The organism is Nocardiopsis baichengensis YIM 90130 (genome assembly GCF_000341205.1).
Taxonomy (GTDB): domain Bacteria; phylum Actinomycetota; class Actinomycetes; order Streptosporangiales; family Streptosporangiaceae; genus Nocardiopsis_A; species Nocardiopsis_A halophila.
The window spans coordinates 126,583-132,609 of the sequence record NZ_ANAS01000037.1 but is presented as its reverse complement, the minus strand read 5'-3'; the positions used below and the strand labels follow the sequence as shown (position 1 = coordinate 132,609).

Here is a 6,027-nt window from a genome sequence, read left to right as displayed (position 1 = left end):
CATCGACACCCGGCCAGGCTACCGAGACTCCAAATGAGATGACCTCTTAGGGAGGAGTGGCCTCCTCCGCCCACGCCTTCAGGCCCGCGGCGAACCCCTCTCGCTCCTGCGGGGAGAGCCTTTCGAGCACCCGCAGCAGGGGGGCCGCGCGGAGGGCCGCGAACCGTTCCATGAGCGGGCGGTACTCCTCGGACAGGGCCACGAGCACCCGCCTGCGGTTGGCGGGGTCCTTACGGCGCGTGACCAGGCCCGCGTAGGCGAGGTCGCCGACGAGCTCGCTGACGGTCGACAGGCGCACCCCGAGCCGCACGGACAGCTCGCCCACGGTCGGTTCACGGCCATGGACGAGCTGCGCCAGCACGCTGCCGTGCCGCCCGGTCAGCTTGTTGCTCTGGAACGCCTCGGCCAGCTCCGGGGGCATCTCCTGGGGGGCGCGCCGGTACCAGGCTTCGAGCAGCGGGACGTGGCGCAGGTAGCGGTCGATCAGTTCAGGCGGCGGAAGTCCGTCCGCACGGGCGCCCGTCACCTCCGCACCGCCTGCGGTCTCCGCGCCGAGGGCGCCGCCGCTGTCACCGTCGTCCATGGCGTCCGACACTACTGCGCCCTCACGCCGCGCGCCTCAGTATGCGACCCCGACGGCCTGGCGCTCTGTCCCGGGGGACTCCAGAGCGGCGAGGACCGCGTGGGCGGTGTCGGCCCGGGAGAGGGTGAGCGCTGCGGGCGGGCTCGTGCCGACCGCGGTGCGGTAGTGCGCGGTCTTGGGGCCGTCGGTCAGCCGGGGCGGCCGGACCACCGTCCAGGGGGCGGTACCGCCCCTCAGGACCTCCTCCATGGCCGCCAGGTCCCGGTAGGCGTCGGCGAAGACGCGCCGGAGCGCCGGGCGCAGCAGCAGGCGGTGGTGGAGCGCGTCGCCGGGGGCGGCCGGGCCCACCGGCACGGCGCTGACGGCCACGATCCGCCGTTCGCCGACCTGCTCCATCGCCCCGAGCGCGGAGCGGGCCCAGGTGGTGGCGGGGGATCCGCCGCGGACGGTGGCCGCCAGCCCGGACAGGGCGGCGTCGGCGCCGGCGAGCACGGGGGCCAGGGCCTCGGCGGTGAACGCGGTCATCGTGGCGGTGGTGAGCCGGGGGTGCTCCAGCGGGAGCCGGGCGGGGTCGCGGACGACGGCGGTCACGGTGTGCCCGGCCTCCAGTGCCTGGTCGGTGATCCGGCGGCCGGTGCCTCCGGTGGCGCCGAAGACGGCGAGGTGCATGGCGGTTCCTTGCGGTCGGGGCGGGCGAGGGGCGGCCTGAGGCGGCCGGGCGCGTCCGGGTCCGCTCAGAGGGGACGGCAGAGCAGCGGCAGCGCCACCATGCCGTCGGCCTTGGGCGAGGCGCGGCGGGGCGACCGAATTCCCGGCGTAGAGGAATCCGGAGGCGGACGGCTCGCGGAAGGCCGGCCGGGGGCAGGGCCGGGTGGTGGCTGCCATGGTCGCCGCCTTCACCGGTGGCCAACAGTTCGGATTTCCGAATATACAGATGGCGTGCGGCCGAGGGAACCCCGTGGAGGAGGGAGGCGGAGAAGGGGGAGAGCGCCTTGCCGCCGGAACTCGGGGAGGAGTTCCAGGTGTGGGTGCGCCGGGCCGTCGGCGGCCCGGCCACCCGGCGATGCGCCCGTGCCGACCTGGGCGGACGAAGCGGCGCGGGGCGGTCCCAAGGCCGGGCGCCGCACCGGGAGCGGGCCCATCGTGGGGCGAGGGGCGCCCACTGCGGCCGTTGACGCATTCGCGTCCCTGCTCATGTGCGCCGGACCCCGACCGGCCGGGGCGAGAAGGGCGGTGGGCCGTCTCGGCACGGCCGTCCGCACGGCCGATCGAGGCACCCGCCTCCCGGGGCCGGTTCCGTGGCGTCACCGCTCGGCGCGGTGGTGCTCGCCTTCGGCCGGTCCGGACCGCGTGCCGGCGCTGCCGCCTTCAGCGCCGTCCCCGGATTCCACCGGGGTGACCGTCCCCGCCGAGCCGTCGACCGTGATCAGGTCACCGTCCCTGATCCTCCGGGTGGCCTCGCGCAGGCAGATCACCGCCGGGATCCCGTACTCGCGGGCCACCGTCGGGCCGTGCGCGATCGGCGAGCCGGTCTCGGTCACCAGGCCCGCCGCGGTCATGAACAGGGGCGTCCACCCGGGGTCGGTGGTCGGGGCCACCAGGATCTCGCCCGGCTCCAGGTGCGCCCCCACCGGGTCGCGCACCACCCGGGCCCTACCGGTGGCCCGGCCGCCCGCCGCGGGCTTGCCGGCCATCGCCCCCTCCTCCACGGGCGGCGCCGGCAGCAGCGCGTCCACGTCCGTGCCGTCCGACAGCAGCACGGCGGGCACCTCCGGCCGGCGCAGCTCGCGGCGGTAGAAGGCCCGCCGCCCGGCGACCGTCACGCGCAGGTCGGCGCCCTCGTCCACGGCGGTGCGGAGCTCGGGCAGCGTGAGGAACATGACGTCCTCGGCCCGCTCCAGCAGCCCGCGCCCGGCCAGCTCCCCGCCGACCAGGACCAGCTGGCGGCGGAACTCCAGGAAGGGGATGAGCCAGGCGAACTTGGCGACCTCCCGGAGCCCGGTCAGCTCGCGGGAGCGGCGCATCAGGAACACCCCCAGCCGACCGCGCACCCGGTGCCGGCGGCGCACCCGGCGCTCGACCTCGGCGATGACCGCCTCGGCGCGCTCCGCGGCGCGGGCGAACCGCCGGTCGGGCGCCTGGTCGGGATCGTCCACCCGCAGGTAGTTGGCGATGGTGCCGAACAGCGGCGCCGGGTCGTCGGCCCACCGCGGCATGCCGATGTCCACCTCGGCGGCGGCACGGTGCCCGTAGAGGTCGAGGAAGCTCTCCAGGCCGATGTCGGGCAGCGTCCCCGCCCGGTAGCGCTCGGCCAGCTCCTCGGCCGGGGTTTGCAGGAACAGGTCCCGGTGCTCGCGCGCGCGGACGGCCATCCGCCACAGCGCCATGTCCATCTGGGTGGTGACGTTGTGCGGCATGCCGCCCAGGGCGGTGTCGGCCTCCTCGTCGGTGATGATCCCCTTCAGCACCACCGAGGGCAGACCGGTGAGGATGATGCCGGTGAACAGCGGCCACATCAGCTCCATGAGCCCGCGGAACAGCGCGTCGTCGTTGACGCCGCGCTCCACGAAGCGCAGCCGCTCGGGCGCGGCCGCGCCCGCCGGCGGGGGAGGGGCGGTCCCGGTGCGCAGGGTCCGGACGGCCCGGTCCACCTTCGCCCGTGCGGCCTGCGGCTTGGCCAGCGAGTGGAGGATGCCCGCCGTCGCGGGGCCGCCGTAGCGCAGCCCCAGGCGGAGCATCGACCGCAGCCGGAACGGCTGGCCCTTGACCGGCGCGAAGCGCGGGTCCTTGAGCAGGTACCGGATCGCGGCCTTGGCGCGCGGCCCGTACACCTCGGCCATGTCCGGCATGCGCGGCCGCATCATCCTGCTGCGGAGCATGTCGGTCACGTCGACGTACAGCCGGCTGCCGATGCCGGTCATGAGGGGCACCGGCCGGCCGGAGGCGGAGGTCTTCATGAGGTCGCCGAGCCAGTCCCGCACCATCAGCTCCATCATGGACATGCCCATGGGCGTGACGGGGCGCAGCAGGCCCTGGATGTTGCCCGCCTCCATGTAGGCGCGCGGCCGGGGCAGGTGCGCGTCGTCGGGGAGGGGGAACAGGGTGGTGACGGCCCGGGACTGCAGCAGCCACAGCACGCCGTCGGCGTCGTAGGCCCACTCCGCGTCCTGCGGGGAGCCGAAGTGGCGCTGCAGGCGCTCGCCCGCGGCCCTCAGCTCCTCCACCTGGGCGGCGCTCAGGCAGCCGTCCTCGGGGCCCTCGGTCCCGTCGGGGCCCATCTCGTAGTGGTCGGGCACGCCGCTGCCGTCGACCACCGCGGTCCCCAGCCCGCGCACGGCGTCGGCGACCATCACCGACCGGCTGCCGCTGAGCGGGTCGGCGGTGAACAGCACCCCGGCGGTCTCGGCCTCCACCATGCGCTGCACGACGACCGCCATGTGCACGTCGCCGCCGCCGATGTCGTTGTCGCGGCGGTAGGCCACCGCGCGCTCGGAGTCCAGGGACTCCCAGCACCGGCGCACCGCCTCCACCAGCTGCTCCACGCCCTCGACGCCCAGGACCGTGTCCTGCTGCCCGGCGAAGCTGGCGTCGGGGAGGTCCTCGGCGGTGGCGCTGGAGCGCACCGCCACGCGGCCGCCGCCCAGTTCGGCGTAGGCGGCCGCGAGCTCGTCCTCGGGGACCGTGCCCGCCCGGTGGGCCCTGGTGGTCAGGCAGAAGCCGGGCGGGACGCGCTCGCCGGCCGCGATCATCTCGCCCAGGCCGGCGGCCTTGCCGCCGACCAGACCGATCATGCCGGAGTCGATCTCACTCAGGCCGACCACGTGCATCGCGTTCACTCCTCATCCTGTGCGCCGCCGCGGCCAGCACCTCCATCGCGCTCACCACGGCCTCCAACTCCTCCGCCGTCATGTGGTCCCACAGCGCGGTCTGCGCCTCGATGCGGACCCGGGCGATGCGCTCCAGGAGCGCGCGCCCCTCCGCGCCGAGGCGCACCCGCCTGACACGGCGGTCGGCGCCGTCCTCGTACCTCTCGGCGAGACCGCGCCGCACCATACGGTCGACCAGCCGGCTCGTCCGCGACGTCGAGCGGCCGAGCACCTCCGCAAGTTCCGTGAGGGTGGGGTCCCCGGGGAAAGGCGGGCGGTCGTGGTCGAGCGTCTGGAGCAGGGCCATCTCGATGAGCGAGAGGTCCTCGTCCTCGTTGATCCGCACGAGGCTGGGGACCGTGTCGCGCTGCATGGAGCGGAACACGGCCTCGAGGCGCTCACGCTGATACCTGTGCGTCTGTGCATCGATTGCCATGACGCAATTAAATCTAAGAGGGCGGGCGTGGGGGAGTCCAGAAGGCGGCCGCGTTCCATACGCGGTCTTGACGGCCGGCCGACAGGAGAGGCGCTCCACCGTGCGCGACCGCCGAGAATCCGGACAGGCGGTGGCATACCGGTCGGATGTAGGGTCTGCTCGGAGATCCGCGCCGCTGCCGACCGGACGGGCGTTCCATCCCCGCCGGCCTCCAGCGCTCCTGACCGACGCCCGGTGTGCAGGAAGCAGTGCTCAGGAAGGAATGGCCCATGGCCGAACGCACAGGAGGTACAGGACGCGCAGGGCGCACGGCGCCGAGCGTCACCACGGCGACGGTGGTGCGCAAGGAGCGGCTGACCCCGCACATGCTCCGCGTCGTCCTCGGCGGCCCGGAGGTGGCCGCCCTGGGGGCGGACCGGTTCACCGACCACTACGTCAAACTGCTCTTCCCCCAGGAGGGGGCGGACTACCCCGAGCCCTTCGACCTGGACCGCGTCCGCGCCGAGATGCCGCGCGAGCTGTGGCCCGCCATGCGCACCTACACCGTCCGCCGGTGGGACCCCGTGCAGGGCGAGATGGACGTCGACTTCGTGGTGCACGGCGACGCCGGTCTCGCGGGGCCGTGGGCCGTCCGCGCCGAGCCGGGGGACGTGGTGCGGTTTCGCCGGTCCCGGCGGCGGCTACGCCCCGGACCCGCAGGCCGACTGGCACCTGATGGCGGGGGACGAGAGCGCCCTTCCGGCCATCGCCGCCTCCCTGGAGCGGCTGCCCGAGGGGGCGGCCGCGCACGTCTTCATCGAGGTGGACGGGCCCGAGGAGGAGCAGAAGGTGCGCACCGGCACGGGCGTGTCGCTGACCTGGCTGCACCGCCGCGGGGGCCGGGTGGGGGAGGCGCTCGTCCGCGCCGTGTCCGAACTGGACTTCCCCGAGGGCGAGGTGCAGGCCTTCGTGCACGGTGAGGCGGGCTTCGTCAAGGAGCTGCGCCGCCTGCTCCGCAACGGGCGCGGGGTGCCGAGGGAGCGACTGTCGATCTCGGGATACTGGCGCCAGGGCATGAACGAGGACGGCTGGCAGTCCTCCAAGCGGGAGTGGAACCGCCGGGTCGAGGAAGAGCAGGAGGGGGCGGAGAGCCCGTAGCGGAC

At 74.7% G+C, this 6,027-nt stretch carries 4 protein-coding genes and 1 pseudogene; 1 reads left to right on the top strand and 4 read right to left on the bottom strand.

Annotation, left to right across the window (positions count from 1 at the left end):
* Positions 1 to 46: 46 nt before the first annotated feature.
* The 4 genes from C892_RS0125300 to C892_RS0125285 form a co-directional block, all read right to left on the bottom strand.
* A complete protein-coding gene (locus C892_RS0125300; protein ID WP_017559496.1) occupies positions 47 to 595 on the bottom strand; it encodes a MarR family winged helix-turn-helix transcriptional regulator in 549 nt (182 codons plus the stop codon).
* Positions 596 to 619: 24 nt separating this feature from the next.
* Positions 620 to 1,252 (bottom strand): NAD(P)-dependent oxidoreductase, encoded by a 633-nt coding sequence (locus C892_RS0125295; RefSeq protein WP_017539182.1) that lies wholly within the window; start codon positions 1,250 to 1,252, stop codon positions 620 to 622.
* Positions 1,253 to 1,887: 635 nt separating this feature from the next.
* Positions 1,888 to 4,410 (bottom strand): PEP/pyruvate-binding domain-containing protein, encoded by a 2,523-nt coding sequence (locus C892_RS29580; RefSeq protein ID WP_017559495.1) that lies wholly within the window; start codon positions 4,408 to 4,410, stop codon positions 1,888 to 1,890.
* Positions 4,388 to 4,885 (bottom strand): MarR family winged helix-turn-helix transcriptional regulator, encoded by a 498-nt coding sequence (locus C892_RS0125285; RefSeq protein ID WP_017559494.1) that lies wholly within the window; start codon positions 4,883 to 4,885, stop codon positions 4,388 to 4,390. Before C892_RS0125285 ends, C892_RS29580 begins: the two co-directional genes overlap by 23 nt.
* A 365-nt stretch (positions 4,886 to 5,250) precedes the next feature.
* Between C892_RS0125285 and C892_RS29575 the strand changes: the two are divergent.
* Positions 5,251 to 6,022 (top strand): annotated as a pseudogene (locus C892_RS29575) (siderophore-interacting protein).
* Positions 6,023 to 6,027 lie beyond the last annotated feature (5 nt).

Bases quoted from the DNA above. Each gene is read 5' to 3' on its own strand.
- C892_RS0125285 (WP_017559494.1), bottom strand. From the start codon at position 4,885: ATGGCAATCGATGCACAGACGCACAGGTATCAGCGTGAGCGCCTCGAG.
- C892_RS29580 (WP_017559495.1), bottom strand. From the start codon at position 4,410: ATGCACGTGGTCGGCCTGAGTGAGATCGACTCCGGCATGATCGGTCTG.
- C892_RS0125295 (WP_017539182.1), bottom strand. From the start codon at position 1,252: ATGCACCTCGCCGTCTTCGGCGCCACCGGAGGCACCGGCCGCCGGATC.